Here is a 14,735-nt window from a genome sequence, read left to right as displayed (position 1 = left end):
CCTGCCGGTCCGGCCGGGATCGGACGCCCTCAGGTGCACAGCCGGCCGCCGAGTTCCGCCGACTGCCTTTCATCCAGTGAGGAACAATGAGCATGCGCGCCCGCACCACCGTAGCTGCGGCCCTTTCGACGGTCCTGTCCCTCTCTCTCGCCGGCTGTGGCGAGGGATCCGACAGCGGGAGCGACGGAAAGGCCGCGTCCGTGGGTATCGCCATGCCCACGAAGACGTCCCAGCGGTGGATCAACGACGGCCAGAACATGGTCGACGAGCTCAAGGGGTTCGGCTACACGACCACCCTCAAGTACGCCGACAACGACCCGAAGAACCAGGTCGCCCAGGTCGAGGCCATGATCGACAGCGGCGTCGACGCGCTGGTCATAGCCTCGGTCGACGGCAAGGTGTTCACCGACGTCCTGGAGAAGGCGAACTCGGCCAACGTGCCGGTGATCTCCTACGACCGGCTGATCCTCGGCAGCCCGAACGTCGACTACTACGCGACCTTCGACAACGTGAAGGTCGGCACCCTGCAGGCCGACTACATCACGGAGGGCCTCGGGCTCGTCAACGGCAGCGGCAAGGGCCCGTTCACCGTCGAGCTCTTCGCGGGATCCCCCGACGACAACAACACCAAGTACTTCTACGAGGCCGCGATGGAGGTCCTGGAGCCGTACATCCAGAGCGGTGACCTGATCGTGAGATCCGGGGAGACCGAGCTCAAGGAGGTCACCACCCTGCGCTGGGACGGCCCCACGGCGGAGAAGCGCATGAACAAGCTGCTCGACGCCGAGTACTCCGACCAGAGCATCGACGCGGTCCTCTCCCCGTACGACGGCATGTCGCTCGGCATCATCAAGGCGCTCAAGGCGCACGGCTACGGGACCGCCGCCAAGCCGCTGCCCCTCGTCACGGGCCAGGACGCCGAGGTGCCCTCGATCAAGTCGATGATGGACGGCGAGCAGTCGCAGACCGTCTACAAGGACACCCGTGAGCTGGCGCTGGTCACCGCGTACATGGTCAACTCCGTGGTCCACGGCAAGAAGCCGGCGCTCAACGACACCAGGACGTACAACAACGGCAAGAAGGTCGTGCCGGCGTACCTCCTGGAGCCGGTGGGCGTGGACAAGGCCAACTACCAGCAGGTGCTCGTCGACTCGGGCTACATCAAGAAGAGCGACCTGAAGTAGGCCGCCCGAGCAGTTCGCGCACGGGTGCGGGGCAGGGAGATGTGGTCTCCCTGCCCCGCACCCGTGCGTGGGGGGCGCCGAGTGGTGTCAGTTGACGTGGACGGCCGGGCTGCCCGCCTGCGTGGTGTCGGTCACCGGGGCGTACTTGGCGGTGAAGTAGCCGTTGCTGAAGCACAGCGACGAGCCCGAGAACTTCGTGAACTGCTGGTTCGCGAACGAGATGCTGTTGTCGGCGTTGTTGGCCGTGCCCGACAGGCTGGGCGCCCGGTAGACACAGGTGATGCTGCCAAGAAGCGTACGCAGCACGGCGGTTGTCTGGATGGACGAACCGGCGGCCGGGGTGATGGTGAGAGCGCCGTCCGAGGTCACGGTCGTGGTGTAGGGCAGGTTGTCGACCTTGATGCTGGTGACACCGAGGACACCGATCACGTTGCTGCTGCAACTCGCGTTGTCGAAGGTGTGGCTGGTGACGGACTCGGTGGCCGTGCCGGGCGCGGCCGGGTTGTCGACCACCGTGGCGACGAAGGCCGACGACGAGCAGGAGATGCCGCTCGTACCGGTGGCGCTGGAGTACAGCGTGGCGTTCGTGCCGGTGGCCAGCGAGGCGCTGAGCACGTCGCCGACGGCCACCGCCGTTCCGCCGGGGCCGCCGGTGGTCAGGACCGAGCCGTCGGCCGCGGAGGCCGGGCCGGCCGCCGAAAGGGCGAGGGTCGTGACGGCGGCGGCCAGGGTGAGGGAAGTCCGAGTACGCATGCGGGTGCCTCGTTTTCGGGAGTGGGGGTGGAAGAGGTGGCCGCCGCCGGCCCGCCGCGCCTTCTCCGAACGCGACGGGCCGACGGCGGCTGCCGGGAGGCCGGCCGGAGGCGTCGAAGGACAACCTCCGGCACGGCCGGCGGTTCAAGGCGACCGGGCGCGGCCCAGGGGGGGAAGCGGCCGTGCCGGTGCCGTCGAGGAGTGAACGCGGAGCGCGCAGGTGGTCGGTCCGCGAAAGGCGCTCGTGCGGCCGAGTGGCGGTCCGGAGTGCCGTGCAAGGGGATGCGGGCCCGTGCGACGGGATGCGATGCGGTGCCGTGCGACGGGATGGAGCCCGGGAACGGCGTACGCCGTCGATCGGATCCGGCGCCACGGATCCATGCGCAGCCAGGGAGAGTTGTAGACCTGAACGATGTTCAACGTCAAGACGCAGTAGGGAAGTTGACGTTCAATCAGGTGGCCTCCATCGCTTCGCCACATCTCCGACTTCCTTTTTGCACAAGGTGCTTGACCCTCGCCACTTACCGCGGGTAACTTCCGTCGCGGCTACTGCTGCGTAACGTGAAAGCCCTTGCACCCGCCGGGAGTTGTGGGGAGACGTGCGCCGCATCCGCTGTCCGTGCCAGGACAACGTGCCGCCCGAAGCCCCGCCCAGCGTTGACCATGCCCTTGGGAGCAGAGATATGGCCTCGTCCTCGGACGCCAGCTCGTCAGCCGGTTCCACCCCCGAGTCCCCCGAAGTGCCGGAAAGCGATTCCACGACGGAGACGCCCGTAAGCCCCGTAAGCCCCGTAGGCACCGCAAGACGTGGGCGGGTCCGTCCGCGCCGCGCCGCGGTGATGGCGGTTCCCGCCACCCTGATCGCCGCGGGCCTCATGATCCTCACCGCCCAGGGGGCCCTGGGTGTGCAGTTCGCGATCTCCGGCATGCCGTTCACGGTCACCGCGACCAACCTCGACGGGGAGGGCTTCGCACAGTTCGGCGGTCTCGACCAGATGGCCGAGGGCAGCCCGAACGAGGGCGACACCGGCGGCCAGGTCCTGGTGGTGGTCTCCGCGATCAAGAAGGCGACCCTGGAGAAGCTCTGCCAGAGCGTCGACCTCGGCGGCACCAACCTGCTCATCAGGGCCGGGGAGGGGGCGCAGAAGGTCTCCGCGACCAACCTCACCACCGACTCCACCGAGCTGTCGGGCAACGCGTCCTTCGACAACATCGAGATCGGCAACGACGCCAGCACACTCGACAAGTCCCACACACGCGGCCCCAAGGGCGTCTTCAGCCAGCAGGCCGACACCGTCCACATCGGCAACCTGCGGCAGACCAACTACGCCACCACGGCGGCGGTGTTCAAACTGCCCGGGCTGAAGCTGAGCTTCAGCGACAAGGGCTGCTGATGGCAGCCTTCCGGCGCTGGCGGGCGGACCGCCCGTTCCTGGGCGGGCTGCTGCTCACCCTGGGCGGAGCGGAGATCCTCCTCACGCAGAAGGCGTCGCTGAAGGTCGTCATGCACATCGGCATGCAGGGCCTGGCCGGCTACCTCCTGCCGGTCCTGATGGTGATCTGCGGACTGCTGATCCTCTTCAACCCCGCACAGCGGCTCTTCTACTCGATCCTCGGCGTCCTGTTCTCCCTGGGCTCCTGGATCACCTCGAACCTGGGCGGATTCCTCATCGGCCTCCTCCTCGGTGTCGTCGGCAGCTGCCTCGCCTTCGGCTGGCTGCCGGACCAGGAGCCGCGCCGTCCCCGCAGGTGGTTCCGCCGCGACCGGGGGCCCGTGAAATCGGCACAGCCGATGGAGTCGGCGGGCCGTCCGTGACGCGTCGGGGGCGCCCGCCGGGGCGGCGCCCCCACGGGCCCGGCACTCTCCTGCCTACTGCACGCCGTGCGGCCGGAACTGGATGCTCACGCGGGGGCCCGCCGCCCGCGCGCTCTTGGGGATCGCGTGCTCCCAGGTGCGCTGGCAGGAGCCGCCCATCACGATCAGGTCGCCGTGCCCGAGCGGACGCCGTACCGTGCCGCCGCCGCGCCGGGGCCGCAGGAGCAGATCACGAGGGGCGCCCACGGAGACGATCGCGACCATCGTGTCCCGGTGCGCGCCGCGCCCCGTCCGGTCCCCGTGCCAGGCCACACTGTCCCGGCCGTCCCGGTAGTAGCAGAGCCCGGCCGTGGTGAACGGTTCCCCCAGCTCGTCCGCGTAGTGACCGGACAGCGCGTCCCGCGCCTCGTCCAGAACGGGATGCGGCAGCGGATGCTCCGCGCGGTAGAACGCCAGCAGTCGCGGTACGTCCACCACCTGCTCGTACATCTGCCGTCGCTCCGCCCGCCAGGGGACCTCCTCGGCGAGGCGGCCGAAGAGCGGATCCGCCCCGTGGAGCCAGCCCGGCAGCAGGTCGATCCACGCCCCGTCGCCGAGCACCGTCCGGCGCAGCCCGGTGAGCGGCCCGAGGCGGACGGCGTCGCTCTGGTCGAACAGTGATCCCTGAAGGTGCGTGGACATGCCTCCAGGCTACCCCGTGATTCGAATACGTGTGCTAATCACGTGTCTGGGGTCTGACCGGGCCCCGGGCCACGCGTCTCGCTCAGTGGTCGGCGCCGGGGCGCGCCGCCGGCGAACGGCGGCGGTGGCTGGTGTCGCACCAGGGGAAGACACGGCTGCGCCGGCACGTGCACAGGGCGACGCAGAAGCGGTCGGACGACACGGTCGTGCCGTCCTCCAGGACGATCTCGACCGGCCCCTCGACGAGCATGGGGCCCTCACGGTGGGCGACGATCCGGCGCGGGCGTTCGGCGGGGCTGTTCGGCACGGCCGTTCACCGCCTTTCTCTCGACTCTCTGGACGGCCTTCCGCGAGCGCTGCGAAGGTTGTCACGCGGTGGTCATACGGCGGCGCGCAACGAGGACCGGCCGGACCGCCAGGCCTCCAGCAGGCGGTCCGCCAGCCGGTCCTCGACCCATCCGGTGGCCTCGACACCGAACGCGATGTCGGCGTCCAGATGCGGTTCCTCCTCCAGCAGGCCGGCGACGACCTCACGGCGTACCACCTGCTCGTGCACCGCGTCCGCCTCTACGTGCTCGGCGTAGAAGTGCTCGGCCGCCGGGCCCGCCCCGGTGCGCCGCATCGCCTTCGCCAGCCGCCGGGACCCGGGGGAGGAGGTGGTCTCCACCGCGGCGAAGTGGCCGACCAGCGCGCCGCGCAGCTCGCGGTGCAGACCGAAGAGGGACATCAGGTTGACGACGGCCAGCGCCTCGGCGCCGCTCGCGTCCAGATAGCGCCCGTACGACGGGTCCAGGCCGAGGTCGGTCATGAGGTCGGCGAACAGCTGGGCGTGCACGCGCTCGGCACGCCCCCCTCCCCACTCGTCGAACTCCACCGCCGCCATGCCCGCCTTGGCGCGTCCCCACAGCCGCGGCAGGACCCAGGCATGCGGATCGGCTTCCTTGAGGTGGTAGACCGAGCGCTGGGCGGCGTACTCGCGCAGCTGCCACAACTCGCCCTTGTCCTGCAGGAAATGGGAGACACCCTCACCGTCGGCGGGTTCCACGAGCAGCTCGTCCAGCGCCTCGTCCGCGCGGCTGTGCCGGGTCGCTCCGGCGCGCAGGGCCGCCAGGAACGGCCTTTCCAGCGCCGCGCGGACCCGCAGCAGTTCGGGGTCCCACTCGCGGGCGCCGTCGACACCGGCGAAGCCGCGGTAGTGCAGCTCGTAGCAGACGTAGAGCGCCAGCTGGAGGTCGTCGCCGAGCGGGTCGGCACCTGCGAGAGCCGCATCGCCGGGCAGCGGGCCCGTGCCGCGCAGATACTCGATGAGCGCCGCGGAGATCTCTCCTCGGCTCGGCGGGAGTTCCGGTTCCGCGTACGGGCGCTTGGCTGCTGGTTCCATGCGTGCCGGGTACCCGTGATCGAGCACCCCTCACCTGCGCGGATCACCGCGGCCCGGGTCGGACGCACGCAAAGCCGCACGTCGGTGACGACGGCAGGGCTCACTCGCGTCCTGTGTCGATGACGCAGAAGCGGTTGCCGTCGGGGTCCGCGAGGACGACGAAGTCGGGATCCTCGGGATACAGGTCCCAGTCGACCCGCCGGGCGCCGAGGGACACGAGCCGCTCGACCTCGGCGGCCTGGTCGGCGGTGTCGCCGGCGTACAGGTCGAGGTGGACGCGGGGGTGTTCCTGCACCGGTGTGTCGCTCAGGCCGAGGGCCACCTGGGGGCCGGTGCCGTCGGCGGGGACCAGCACCACCCAGTCGTCCTCGGCCGCCTCGCGCGGCTCGTAGCCGAGTGCCCGCGTCCAGAACGCGGCGGCGCGCCGGACGTCCGACACACCCAGGACGACGGATCCGATCTTCAGCATGCGCCGAGTGAAGCAGATGTCCGCGTAATCCGGGTGGCCTTTTCCGACGTCCGGCGCAGCGCGCACCGGCGGGCGGACGGACAAGTGGGCAGGCGGGCGGGGGCGCGGGTCAGGAGGTGCGCCCGGGGCCGCCGCTGCCGAAGCCGCCACTGTCGTTGTCGTTCCAGGTCGGGCGCTCCTGGTCGGCCGCGCGGTGCGAGGAGTCGCCGCCCATCTGGTGCGGGGTGAGGCGGTCCTGGCCCTCGGCGATCCCGTCGGGCTCGCGCCGCTCGGTTACCGGTCCGACGGGTCCGGAGTCGGGAAGGCGGGGCTGCTCCTCGGGGCGGGGCGGTGCGGGCTGGCGGGCGCGCTGCCGACGGCCCCACACCACGGCCCAGATCAGGCCGCCGACGAGGATGACGCCGATCAGGAACGGCACGATTCCGCCCACGGCGGCGCCGGAAGCGGCCAGGGATGTCGGGTTGAAGTCCATTTCCCCCGAGTACCCTGTCCCACCAGCCGAAACAGGGGTTTCCCGTGACGGCCCCCTCGTCGCTCCGGGCCGGCACGCGAAACGGCTCCCGGGCGGCGTGCGCCCAGGAGCCGGTCCGTCGAGGCTCTCTCACCATTTGTACCAGCGTGACCTGCCTCCCGTGCCCGTCGTGCCGCGCATCAGGAAGCCGAGCAACCAGATGACGAGCACCGCGATGGCGATCCACCAGAGTATTTTCACGGCGAATCCGGCCCCGAAGAGAATCAGGACCAGCAGCAGGACCAAGAGAATCGGAACCATGGCCTCCACCTCCTGGGTGGCTGAGTTCCCCGAATCCCTGACCACTACCGCGCCGCAGGGTTCGATATGGGCCGTTGTCACTCCTTACTCCGCATGACCAGCGATAATCCTAAAGTCATGTTATGAAATGAAAAGTTTGGAGATGTCTGCTTCGGGGGAAATCATTCATAGTGCTTCGGACTGGAGGCACGTCCGCGGGAGCTGGTGAGCCAGACCTCGGTTGTGTCCCGGCCGGGCCCGTTTGTGCGCCCTCCCACGGTGACTGTTTCCGTGAGCACCCTCTGAGGGAGATGCGACGCAGCATGCCAATCACCGTCAGGACGAAGCAGCATCCCCATGACGACGCCCCCGACACGGCAGCGGCCTTCGTACGGCTGGCCGCCCTGCCCGAGGGAGCCGACCGGCAGGCCCTGCGCGACGATCTGGTGCGGGACTGGCTGCCCATGGCGAACCGGATCGCCCTGCGGTACCGGGGGAGGGGCGAGTCCACCGAGGATCTCGCCCAGGTGGCGGCACTCGGCCTCGTCAAAGCGGTCGACCGCTACGACCCCGAGCGCGGCAACGCGTTCGAGAGCTACGCCATCCCGACCATCACCGGTGAGATCAAGCGCCACTTCCGCGACCACATGTGGGTTCTGCACGTACCGCGACGCGTCCAGGACCTGCGCAACCGGGTCCGCGCCGCCGCGAAGGAGCTGTCGCAGACCATCCCGGGCCGCAGGCCGACCGTCGCCGAGATCGCCGCACACGCCCAGATGACCGAGGACGACGTACGGGCCGGATTCGAAGCCCTCGACAGCTTCACCGCCCTGTCCCTCGACGCCGAACTTCCCGGCAGCGACGACGGGTACGCGCTGGGGGACGCCCTCGGTGAGTCCGACACCGGGTTCGACCTGGTCATCGACCGCGAAGCGGTGAAGCCATGCATCGCCGCGCTCCCCGAGCGCGAGCGGACCATCCTCTATCTGCGGTTCTTCGGAGGGATGACCCAGGGGCGCATCGCCGAACACCTGGGTATCTCGCAGATGCACGTCTCGCGACTGCTCAGCGGCTGCTGCGCCAGGGTGCGCGACGAGGCCCTCGCCGACCACGAGCACGACGACGAGTCCGACCGGGGGCGCGGCAGGACGGCCGGGCCCAACGGACCCAGCCGCCCGCCGCGGGGTGCTCCCGGGGCGGGCGGCTGCGTGGCGAGCTCACTGCCGAACCCTCCCGGGAGCGGTTTGCCAGCGGACTGCCATTCACCGAAGTAACCAACAGGGCCTGGATAAAACACCCTTGTCACGGCGGTGGGTCGTATCCCGGCCGCAGGGCGGGCCCGTACCGGTCGAGCGTCTCCTCCAGGGCGGCCAGGACGTCGGGCGGCAGATCGCCCCGCTGTCCCCATACGACGATCAGCTCGGCCACGTTCCGCAGCTTGAGGTTCGTGTGCTGCGACACCTCCCGCAGCACGCACCAGCCCTGACGGGGTGTCACCCGGCCGAGAGCCACCATCATGCCGATCGCCTGGTCCACGACGGCGTGCGAGGTCACGGCCTCCTTGAGCTGGCCGATCTCCTCCTCCAGTTCGACGATCCGGGGTGTCTCCTCCTCGGACGGGGCGCGGCCCGGCCGGCCGCCGCCGGGCTGGTCGGCGCCCGAACCGGCGTCTGGCGTCATTCGTCCCCTCCGGGGTCGCGGCACATCGCTGTCGCGGTCCATCGTCCCCACTCGACCGGGCGCGTGCCAGTACGCCGACCACCCACCCCGAGCAAATGTGACCCAGAGTGACGACATCTCACGGATTGCGAAGGCCGCCCGTCGGGCGCAGGGTGAAGACGGCAGTCCAACCCTCGTACGAAGGCGGAACACCATGAGCAAGGCGAAGAGCAAGGCCAAGCAGATGAAGGGCAAGATGAAGGAGGCCACCGGCAGGGCCATGGACGACAAGTCCATGGAGGGGGAGGGCCGGGGCGAGCAGATGGCGGGCAAGGCCGAGGACCTCAAGGACCGGGCCGCGGGCCACATGAAGAAGTCCGGCCGCTAAGCCCTGTCGTCACATTCCCGCCTGCCGGGCAGGCTCCCGAGTACCTGCCTGCCCACGCGCGCGTACGCCCTCGCATGGTCACCGGTTCCAGCAGTGACCGTTCGGGGGCGTTCCCGCGTCCGTACGACGGGACGCCTGCACAACAGGACGCGACCGCCCGCCACCTGCGGGGCACCCGTGGCGGAAGAGGTGTGGAGAAGTGATCCATGGGCACTCGGCTGCTGAAAAGACGTGCCCGACCAGGCGTTCAGCGGCCGTGTGCACCCACCTCCCGCACCCGTAAGGGGCGCCCGGACGGAGGAATCCCCTCATGGCTTTTCTCGTCGACCCGACACGCCCACCCGGCCCCTTGATGGCACCTCCGGGTGTCTACGCGCCGCAGGCCGACACCTTCCTTCTGGCCCGGGCCCTCTACCGCGAGGGCCCCGCCCCCGGCATGGACGTCCTCGATCTCGGAACCGGTACCGGCACCCTGGCGATCTGCGCCGCCCGCAAGGGCGCCCGCGTCACAGCGGTCGACATCGCCTGGCGGGCCGTGCTCACCGCCCGGCTCAACGCCCTGCGGTCGCGGCAGCGCCTCACGGTCCACCACGGCGACCTCCTGGAACCGGTACGGGGACGGTCCTTCGACCTGATCATCAGCAATCCGCCGTACGTGCCCACGCCCCCGTCGGAACCGTCCGTCGGCCGGGGCCGTGAGCGGGCCTGGAACGCAGGTCTCGACGGGCGCGCGATCCTGGACCGCATCTGCGCCGACGTGCCGCGCGTCCTGCGGCCCGGAGGTGTCCTGCTCATCGCCCAGTCGGGGCTGAGCGGTACCGACGAGACCCTGGACCGGCTGGCCGAATCGGGACTGCGGGCCACGGTCGGCGACCGGGCGTACATCCCGTTCGGGCCCGTACTCCGCTCGCGTCTGCCGTGGCTGAGAGAGTCCGGCCGGATCGCGGTGCGCGAGGAGAACGAGGAGCTGGTGATCATCAGGGCCGAACGGACCAGCTGACCGCGACAGCCCCGCCCTACGACGGCCTTTCGCGGACGACGTCCCGTGGCGGCTTGTCGTAGCGCAGTCCGAGGAAGCGCGGGTGGCGGAGCATGCCGTCGCGTGTCCACTCGGTGAACGCGATCTGCGCGACCAGTACCGGTTCGGCCCAGTGGGCGCCCGCCTCGCGCACCCGGCCGGTGAACGGCGAGGCGGACAGGGCGAGTTCGTCGAGGGCACCGCGCAGCGCGAGGAGCGTACGGCGGTCGAACCCCGTACCCACCTTGCCCGCGTACCGCAGGCCCTCGCCCTCGTGGTGACCCAGGAGCAGGGCACCGAACCCGGCGCGGCTGCCGCCCGGTTCGGTGAACCCGCCGATCACGAACTCCTGCTCCAGGGAGCACTTCAGCTTCAGCCAGTCCGGTGAACGACGCGGCAGGTAGGGGCTGTCGGCGCGCTTGGCGATGAGCCCCTCCCAGCCCCGGGCGCAGGCGTCGGCCAGAAGACCGGTCCCTCCCTCGTTGCGATGGGTCGTCAGGCGCAGCGGCGCGCGGTAGGTCAGGGCGCGACGCAGCAGGGACTTGCGTACGCGCAACGGCAGCCGTGTCGTGTCCGCCCCCTCCAGCCTCAGCAGATCGAAGAGGCAGTACGTCACGGCGACCGTGCTCGCCTCGACGTCCCGGCGGCGCGTGAGCCCCATGCGTTGCTGAAGGCGGCCGAAGTCCGTGCGGCCGCGCGTGAACGCGACGATCTCCCCGTCCACGGTGAAGTCCGCGCAGGACTGGGCGGCGAGCGCGGCCACCACCTCCGGGTACGTCTCGTTGAGGCGGTTGCCGGCGCGCGAGAGGAGCCGGACCTGTTCCCCCTCGCGTACCGCCAGCACGCGGACGCCGTCGAGCTTCCGCTCGAAGACCCAGTCGCCGGGGAAGTCGCGCCGGTCGCTGAGCGTGGCGAGCATCGGCCCGGACGCCAGCTCGACGCCGGGCACCGCGTCACGGAGCAGCCGCGCCTGGTCCTCGGGCAGGGAGCCCAGAAGGTCGGTCATCGCCGCTCACTCCTTCGTCCGGCCCTTCCCCTGCCCTCCACGCATCGTCGCGCAGGCCGCGGGACCCCGCGACCGGGCGCTCCCGCCGGGCGCCCGTGCGGGGGTGGACGCGCCGATCATCGGCAACCCCTTCCTGTCCGGGCGGATCTCAGCATCATGTGAGGAGAACCGTGCCCCGCCCCGGCACACGGGGAGGGCCCGGCCTCATGGGGGAGGAACCGTGGACAGGACAGGGACTACCGGCCACATACCCGACGGCGACGCCCGCACGGTGAACGGCGCGGGACCGGCGGACCACGCAGGTCCCGCGAAGCAGGCTGGTCGCGGGGATCTCGTGGATCTCGCGGAACTGAGAAGCCAGGAGTTCGGCTACCTCGACGCCGACGGCCACACCTACCTCGACCACACGGGAGCCGGCCTCGCACCGGCCTCACTCGTCCGGGGGAGCGCCACACGGATCACCGGCGGAGTCTTCGGGAACCCCCATTCCGAGAGCCCGGCCTCCCGCGCCTCGGGACTCCTGCTGGCCCGGGCACGCCGGGCGGTGCTCCGCCACTTCCGTGCCGACCCGGCCGAATACGCCGTCATCTTCACCCCGAACGCGACGGGCGCCCTGCGCCTGGTCGGTGAGGCGTACCCGTTCCACCGCCGCAGCAGACTGGTCATGCCGCTCGACAACCACAACTCGGTCAACGGCCTGCGGGAGTACGCGCGTTCACGCGGTGCGCGCACGACGTACGTACCCGTGGACGGTCCCGGTCTCCGCGTGGACGAACGGCGGCTGCGGGCCGCTCTGCCCGAGCGCGGACGTGGACGCGGACGTGGACGCGGTGTCGGCCGGCGACCGTCACGGACCGGTGAGCGCAGACAGGGGCTGCTCGCCTATCCGGCGCAGAGCAACTTCACCGGCGTCCAGCATCCGCTCGCCTGGATCGAGACGGCCCAGGCGCGCGGCTACGACGTCCTGCTCGACGCGGCCGCCTTCGTCCCCGTCAACACCCTCGACCTGAGCCGCTACCACCCCGACTTCACCGTCGTCAGCTGGTACAAGGTCTTCGGCCATCCCACCGGAGTCGGCAGTCTGATCGCCCGCCGGGACGCGCTCGCCCGGCTGCGCCGGCCCTGGTTCTCCGGCGGCACGATCTACGCGGTCAGCGCGCAGGCGCAGTGGCACGTCCTCGCCGACGACGAGGCGGCCTTCGAGGACGGCACGGTCAACTTCCTCTCCATCCCCGACGTGACGGCCGGGCTGGAGTGGATCGACGCGATCGGCATGGAACGGGTGCACGCGCATGTGACCGCGCTGACCGCCCGACTCCTGGCCGGACTGGCGGCGTTGCGGCACAGCGACGGCTCCCCGCTGGTCCGGGTGTACGGCCCGCGCGACCTCGTGGCCCGCGGCGGGACCGTCGCGCTCAATCTGCTGGACGCCGACGGCAAGGTCATCGACGAACGGATCGTCACCCGCGACAGCGCCTCGCGGGGCATCTCGCTGCGCACGGGCTGTTTCTGCAACCCGGGCGCGGGCGAGGCGGCCTTCGCCCTGCCGCCCCGCCTGCTGCGCTCGGCCGCCCGCCGCCGACTCACCTCCCTGGAGGAGTACTTGGAGCTGCTGCACCTGCCGTCGGCGGGCGCGGTCCGTGTCTCGCTCGGCCTGTCGTCGCAGCCCAGGGACATCGACGTGTTCCTGGAGTTCGTACGGGAGACCTACCGGGACCGGGTGCCGGGCGCGACCGGTCTGGAGGCGAGGGCAGGCTGCTGACAGACGGGCGGGCGGCGGACGACGTGAGGGGGACGGGGTTTCTCAGCTGCCCGCCCGGTCGCGCACCACACCGCCCCGGCACCTGCGCGCCAGCACCGCCCAGGTCGCGGCCAGGAACACCAGCGTGCACCCCGTCAGGATCAGCCAGCCGCGGCCTGCGGGCCCGGCGAACGAGTCACCGTACGAGTCGAGGAGCGGCGGGCCCAGCCGGGAGGCCCCGTCGCGCCACAGTGCTTCCAGACCGACGCCGGCTCCGAGTGCCTCGAACGCCCAGCGGTTCGTCATGGCCCAGCTGATCGCCTCCCCGGCCGCCGTCATCCGGGGAACCGGCACGAAGGCGCCGGAGAAGAGCACCTGCGGGAAGCACAGCAGGGGCAGCATCAGCGTCGCCTGCCCGGGATCGGTCACCGCCGCCGAGGCGAGCAGGCCCAGCGCGAGTGCGGCGGCGGACGCCAGCACGCTCGACACGAACAGGGAGAGGTAGGTGTCCCAGCCCGCCGCGGGCAGCCGGTCCAGGGCGCGCAGCACGGCGAGCAGCAGGGCGTCCGCGGCGGCGAGCACCGGCAGCATGATCGTGAGCTTCGAGGCGACGTACGGGCCGATCCGCAGGCCCGCCAGCCATTCGCGGCGCAGCACGGGCAGTTCCGTGCAGATCTGCAGCAGCCCGTACGTCAGCCCGAAGAAGAAGGCGCCGAACGCTATCCAGAACATGATCATCGCGGTCGATCCCGGATCCGGGTCGGCCGGGTCGAACGCCCCCGCCCGGAACAGCACCGCGAACATCGCCACGATCATCACGGGCGAGCCCGCCAGCACGGCGACCGAGAGCCGGCTGTGCAGCAGCAGGGCGGTGCCGCGCCGGGTGAGCAGGGACCACTGCCGTAGGGCACCGACGCGCCGTCGTGGGACGGGCCGCGTCGCCGGGCCGGTGCGGGGCGCGACCGGCTCGTCCGGTACCGGTCCGACCCGCACACCATCGGAGACAGCGTCATCGGAGGCGGCGCCTCTGGAGACAGCTCCATCGGGCAGGCCACCGGCGGATACGCCACCGACGGCCAAGGCGCCGACGGGTACGGCACCTCCGGCCACCACGCCGTACACGTCCTCCACCGTGTCCACCCCGAACGCCCCGCACAGGCCGCCCGGATCACCCGCGTACGCGACCTGCCCGCCGGGGGAGAGGAACACGACGTGGTCGCCGCGGAGGAGGTCGGCGAGGACGTGGGTGGTCAGTACGACGGTGGTGCCGCCCTCGGCCAGCGAACGCAGGGTCCGCAGCAGGGCGGCGCCGGTCACCGGATCGAGCCCGGAGGTCGGTTCGTCGAGGAGGAGCGCCCGCGGGCCGGTGAGCAACTCGGCGGCGATACCGGCCCGTTTGCGCTCCCCACCGCTGAGCGCGCGCACCGGGGTGCCGGCGCGGTGAGACAGTCCCAGGGCGGCCAGGACCCGGTCCACGGCCGCGGTGACCGACCCGGCGGTGGTCCCGGCGGGCATCCGCAGACCGGCGGCGTACACCAGGGTCCGGTGGAGCGGCAGGTCCCGGTGCAGGGTGTCCTCCTGCGGGACGAACCCGAACTCCGGTCCCGGCGCGCCCGGTCGGACGCCGTCGTGCAGTACCACTCCTTCGTCGGCGGCACGCAGTCCCGCCAGTGATTCCAGCAGGACCGTCTTGCCCGCCCCGCTGCTGCCCGCGATCACGACGATCCGTCCGGGGGCGATGTCGACCGACACGTCGTGCAGCACGCGCCCCGCTCCGCGCACCCGCTGGGTGAGCCGGCGCGCCTGAATGCGGAGTCCTGTCGGTGTCGTCGGCATGGGGGCAGCATGCCAGGGGGACACCGACGCCGGACAGATCTCGGAGGGCGAC

The 14,735-nt window shown here is 71.0% G+C and carries 16 protein-coding genes and 1 pseudogene; 7 read left to right on the top strand and 10 right to left on the bottom strand.

Annotated features, from left to right (window positions below; translation table 11 throughout):
• Positions 1-86 precede the first annotated feature (86 nt).
• Positions 87-1,184, top strand: coding sequence for a multiple monosaccharide ABC transporter substrate-binding protein (gene chvE / locus C6Y14_RS24490; protein ID WP_404828822.1), 1,098 nt, complete (start codon positions 87-89; stop codon positions 1,182-1,184).
• Between the two features lie 87 nt (positions 1,185-1,271).
• Here chvE and C6Y14_RS24485 read toward each other — a convergent pair whose 3' ends face one another.
• Complete coding sequence (locus tag C6Y14_RS24485) at positions 1,272-1,937, bottom strand: Tat pathway signal sequence domain protein (RefSeq protein ID WP_107018972.1); 666 nt, start codon at positions 1,935-1,937, stop codon at positions 1,272-1,274.
• A gap of 683 nt (positions 1,938-2,620) precedes the next feature.
• Here C6Y14_RS24485 and C6Y14_RS24480 point away from each other — a divergent pair.
• The gene (locus C6Y14_RS24480) at positions 2,621-3,331 is read left to right on the top strand and encodes a DUF6230 family protein (protein WP_107018971.1); all 711 of its coding nucleotides are present in this window, start codon (positions 2,621-2,623) and stop codon (positions 3,329-3,331) included.
• Positions 3,331-3,753, top strand: a complete 423-nt coding sequence (locus C6Y14_RS24475) for a DUF6114 domain-containing protein (protein ID WP_107018970.1) — start codon at positions 3,331-3,333, stop codon at positions 3,751-3,753. The genes C6Y14_RS24480 and C6Y14_RS24475 overlap by 1 nt, the downstream gene beginning before the upstream one ends.
• Positions 3,754-3,807: 54 nt before the next feature.
• Here the strand turns inward: C6Y14_RS24475 and C6Y14_RS24470 are convergent, their stop codons facing one another.
• The 6 genes from C6Y14_RS24470 to C6Y14_RS24445 all read right to left on the bottom strand — a co-directional run bounded on the left by C6Y14_RS24470 (position 3,808) and on the right by C6Y14_RS24445 (position 7,056).
• Entirely contained in the window at positions 3,808-4,434 is a 627-nt protein-coding gene (locus tag C6Y14_RS24470; RefSeq protein ID WP_107018969.1) for an alpha-ketoglutarate-dependent dioxygenase AlkB, read from the bottom strand.
• Positions 4,435-4,516: 82 nt separating this feature from the next.
• Positions 4,517-4,741 carry a CDGSH iron-sulfur domain-containing protein gene (locus C6Y14_RS24465; RefSeq protein ID WP_107018968.1) on the bottom strand — a complete coding sequence of 75 codons (225 nt, stop codon included), beginning with the start codon at positions 4,739-4,741 and terminating at the stop codon, positions 4,517-4,519.
• Positions 4,742-4,813: 72 nt separating this feature from the next.
• Positions 4,814-5,815 carry an iron-containing redox enzyme family protein gene (locus tag C6Y14_RS24460; protein WP_107019227.1) on the bottom strand — a complete coding sequence of 334 codons (1,002 nt, stop codon included), beginning with the start codon at positions 5,813-5,815 and terminating at the stop codon, positions 4,814-4,816.
• Between the two features lie 100 nt (positions 5,816-5,915).
• Positions 5,916-6,284: a VOC family protein gene (locus C6Y14_RS24455; RefSeq protein WP_107018967.1), complete on the bottom strand. Its 369-nt coding sequence runs from the start codon at positions 6,282-6,284 to the stop codon at positions 5,916-5,918.
• Positions 6,285-6,393: 109 nt separating this feature from the next.
• Complete coding sequence (locus tag C6Y14_RS24450; protein ID WP_107018966.1) at positions 6,394-6,756, bottom strand: DUF6479 family protein; 363 nt, start codon at positions 6,754-6,756, stop codon at positions 6,394-6,396.
• A 129-nt stretch (positions 6,757-6,885) separates the two neighbouring features.
• The gene (locus tag C6Y14_RS24445) at positions 6,886-7,056 is read right to left on the bottom strand and encodes a hydrophobic protein (protein WP_107018965.1); all 171 of its coding nucleotides are present in this window, start codon (positions 7,054-7,056) and stop codon (positions 6,886-6,888) included.
• A gap of 302 nt (positions 7,057-7,358) precedes the next feature.
• On the opposite strand from C6Y14_RS24445, the pseudogene C6Y14_RS24440 reads away from it, so the two are divergent.
• Positions 7,359-8,144 (top strand): annotated as a pseudogene (locus C6Y14_RS24440) (RNA polymerase sigma factor SigF); the annotation flags it as partial.
• Between the two features lie 193 nt (positions 8,145-8,337).
• On the opposite strand, the gene C6Y14_RS24435 reads toward C6Y14_RS24440, so the two are convergent.
• Complete coding sequence (locus C6Y14_RS24435) at positions 8,338-8,715, bottom strand: ANTAR domain-containing protein (RefSeq protein WP_107018963.1); 378 nt, start codon at positions 8,713-8,715, stop codon at positions 8,338-8,340.
• 193 nt (positions 8,716-8,908) lie between these two features.
• On the opposite strand from C6Y14_RS24435, the gene C6Y14_RS24430 reads away from it, so the two are divergent.
• Together C6Y14_RS24430 and C6Y14_RS24425 are read left to right on the top strand one after the other, a co-directional pair.
• Positions 8,909-9,082: a CsbD family protein gene (locus C6Y14_RS24430; RefSeq protein WP_107018962.1), complete on the top strand. Its 174-nt coding sequence runs from the start codon at positions 8,909-8,911 to the stop codon at positions 9,080-9,082.
• Between the two features lie 310 nt (positions 9,083-9,392).
• Positions 9,393-10,082, top strand: coding sequence for a HemK2/MTQ2 family protein methyltransferase (locus C6Y14_RS24425; protein ID WP_107018961.1), 690 nt, complete (start codon positions 9,393-9,395; stop codon positions 10,080-10,082).
• 16 nt (positions 10,083-10,098) lie between these two features.
• Here the strand turns inward: C6Y14_RS24425 and ligD are convergent, their stop codons facing one another.
• Positions 10,099-11,106 carry a non-homologous end-joining DNA ligase gene (ligD, locus tag C6Y14_RS24420; protein ID WP_107018960.1) on the bottom strand — a complete coding sequence of 336 codons (1,008 nt, stop codon included), beginning with the start codon at positions 11,104-11,106 and terminating at the stop codon, positions 10,099-10,101.
• 334 nt (positions 11,107-11,440) lie between these two features.
• On the opposite strand from ligD, the gene C6Y14_RS24415 reads away from it, so the two are divergent.
• Positions 11,441-12,868 (top strand): aminotransferase class V-fold PLP-dependent enzyme, encoded by a 1,428-nt coding sequence (locus tag C6Y14_RS24415; protein ID WP_107018959.1) that lies wholly within the window; start codon positions 11,441-11,443, stop codon positions 12,866-12,868.
• Between the two features lie 42 nt (positions 12,869-12,910).
• Here the strand turns inward: C6Y14_RS24415 and C6Y14_RS24410 are convergent, their stop codons facing one another.
• On the bottom strand, positions 12,911-14,683 hold the full coding sequence (locus tag C6Y14_RS24410; protein ID WP_107019226.1) for an ATP-binding cassette domain-containing protein: 1,773 nt from the start codon (positions 14,681-14,683) through the stop codon (positions 12,911-12,913).
• Positions 14,684-14,735: the final 52 nt, after the last annotated feature.

Origin of the sequence: Streptomyces dioscori, assembly GCF_003024195.1 — a bacterium.
Lineage (GTDB): Bacteria > Actinomycetota > Actinomycetes > Streptomycetales > Streptomycetaceae > Streptomyces > Streptomyces dioscori.
Note: the sequence above shows the minus strand (reverse complement) of the source record. Positions and strands in the feature narration are given on the sequence as shown.

Bases quoted from the DNA above. Each gene is read 5' to 3' on its own strand.
- chvE (WP_404828822.1), top strand. From the start codon at position 87: ATGAGCATGCGCGCCCGCACCACCGTAGCTGCGGCCCTTTCGACGGTC.
- C6Y14_RS24485 (WP_107018972.1), bottom strand. From the start codon at position 1,937: ATGCGTACTCGGACTTCCCTCACCCTGGCCGCCGCCGTCACGACCCTC.
- C6Y14_RS24480 (WP_107018971.1), top strand. From the start codon at position 2,621: ATGGCCTCGTCCTCGGACGCCAGCTCGTCAGCCGGTTCCACCCCCGAG.
- C6Y14_RS24475 (WP_107018970.1), top strand. From the start codon at position 3,331: ATGGCAGCCTTCCGGCGCTGGCGGGCGGACCGCCCGTTCCTGGGCGGG.
- C6Y14_RS24470 (WP_107018969.1), bottom strand. From the start codon at position 4,434: ATGTCCACGCACCTTCAGGGATCACTGTTCGACCAGAGCGACGCCGTC.
- C6Y14_RS24460 (WP_107019227.1), bottom strand. From the start codon at position 5,815: ATGGAACCAGCAGCCAAGCGCCCGTACGCGGAACCGGAACTCCCGCCG.
- C6Y14_RS24455 (WP_107018967.1), bottom strand. From the start codon at position 6,284: ATGCTGAAGATCGGATCCGTCGTCCTGGGTGTGTCGGACGTCCGGCGC.
- C6Y14_RS24450 (WP_107018966.1), bottom strand. From the start codon at position 6,756: ATGGACTTCAACCCGACATCCCTGGCCGCTTCCGGCGCCGCCGTGGGC.
- C6Y14_RS24445 (WP_107018965.1), bottom strand. From the start codon at position 7,056: ATGGTTCCGATTCTCTTGGTCCTGCTGCTGGTCCTGATTCTCTTCGGG.
- C6Y14_RS24435 (WP_107018963.1), bottom strand. From the start codon at position 8,715: ATGACGCCAGACGCCGGTTCGGGCGCCGACCAGCCCGGCGGCGGCCGG.
- C6Y14_RS24430 (WP_107018962.1), top strand. From the start codon at position 8,909: ATGAGCAAGGCGAAGAGCAAGGCCAAGCAGATGAAGGGCAAGATGAAG.
- C6Y14_RS24425 (WP_107018961.1), top strand. From the start codon at position 9,393: ATGGCTTTTCTCGTCGACCCGACACGCCCACCCGGCCCCTTGATGGCA.
- ligD (WP_107018960.1), bottom strand. From the start codon at position 11,106: ATGACCGACCTTCTGGGCTCCCTGCCCGAGGACCAGGCGCGGCTGCTC.
- C6Y14_RS24410 (WP_107019226.1), bottom strand. From the start codon at position 14,683: ATGCCGACGACACCGACAGGACTCCGCATTCAGGCGCGCCGGCTCACC.